This window comes from Methylobacterium sp. WL120 (assembly GCF_008039465.1).
GTDB lineage: Bacteria > Pseudomonadota > Alphaproteobacteria > Rhizobiales > Beijerinckiaceae > Methylobacterium > Methylobacterium cerastii.
This window is the reverse complement of sequence record NZ_VRUT01000341.1, coordinates 1-1,321: the sequence shown is the minus strand read 5'-3', so window position 1 is coordinate 1,321 and position 1,321 is coordinate 1. Positions and strand designations below refer to the sequence as shown.

Sequence of the window (1,321 nt, the reverse complement as noted above, 5' to 3'; positions counted from 1 at the left end):
TCACGCCGCCACCGGTAGTACGTCACCGAACTCACACCGAGCGCGCGGATTGCATCGGCCACGCTCTGGCCCTGTGAGATCAGCACGTCCGCCTGACGGAGCTTCGCGACGATCTCCTCGGGCTTCGGGTGTTTTGCCATCTCGTCCGTCCTCCAGGCTCAAAAGCCATACCAAAGGGCGGACCACTTCAATGGGGGCTGACCAATTGGCTAGGACGTAGGTTGGCGTGCCGCCCCAATCGCCCTCGTGCAAGGCTGCGAGCACGTCGGCCTCGCTTATGACGACCCTTGCCGCGCTCATCGCGTTTCCTCCGCGGCGGGGAGAGGGGAGAGGGAAGCCGCATCACGAGCCAAAACCTCACGGCTTGGAAGGGCGCGTTCTCCGGTCAGGAACTCGCCGCCAACGGCTAGGCCAACTTCAACAGTCGAGGTGCCTAGCATCTCAGCGACGAACGACACGCCACGGTACGGGTCAAAGCCCGGACCGCCACCCGCTCGGCTATCGAGCATCACGCGCGCCCAGAGATGACGCATCAGGTGTTCGCGCCCACTCATCGCACCGCCTCCATGGAGGAGGGGGAGAGGGAAGCCCGTGGGCGGCACGCTTCGATCCAAGCTGCGACGACGCCCTCACGGCGGAACCACTCCCCGCGGATGCGCAGGTGCGCGAACTCGCGATGAAGCTGTCGCTCCTCTGCGACGGTACCCGGTCGACTTCCGAACAGGATCAGGTCTTCAGGGCACCCGATCTGAAGGGTTGCCATTCGTTGACGGGGCGGAACGGCGCTCCAGCCGATCTTGACCTTATCGTCATACCCAATGGCATAGATCGATCCGTCCGGACGGCGCGGGTTGCTCATCGGTCCCAGGCTGCCTTGAAGCGACTGCTCAATGCTTCGACATCCGAGGTCGAGCGCCCACTTGCGGAACCGCTCCTTCGCGATCGCTTCGTGGTGCGTATTCAAGGACGATCGAAATTCTTCGCCGCGGACCGTGACCCGCCCCCACCAAACCCGACCACGCTTATAGATGCTGGCCATTGTCACCTCCCCCGATTGGAGAGGCAGAAGGCCGCGCGTGCGGACTGTGCCGAGAATGATGCGTCTCGGTTGGCCCTATGTTCTTGTATGGCCGAATTGTCCTCAGAGCTAACTTGCTGTTTTAGCAAGGCTCCTTGGCTGGGGCGCCAGGATTCGAACCTGGGAATGGCGGTACCAAAAACCGCTGCCTTACCACTTGGCGACGCCCCACCAGAGGACGGCGCTGTCTAGACGCGGATGCGCGGACAGGCAACTGGTTTACGGCGGCGGTCGGTGGAGCAG

The 1,321-nt window shown here is 63.1% G+C and carries 1 protein-coding gene, 1 tRNA gene and 1 pseudogene; all 3 read right to left on the bottom strand.

Going from position 1 to position 1,321, the window contains the following annotated elements:
- Positions 1-140, bottom strand: a pseudogene (locus tag FV229_RS26900) (IS3 family transposase); the annotation flags it as partial.
- Positions 141-550: 410 nt separating this feature from the next.
- Positions 551-1,039, bottom strand: a complete 489-nt coding sequence (locus tag FV229_RS26895) for a GIY-YIG nuclease family protein (RefSeq protein ID WP_147754821.1) — start codon at positions 1,037-1,039, stop codon at positions 551-553.
- A gap of 135 nt (positions 1,040-1,174) precedes the next feature.
- A tRNA-Gln gene (locus FV229_RS26890) sits at positions 1,175-1,249 on the bottom strand.
- Positions 1,250-1,321 lie beyond the last annotated feature (72 nt).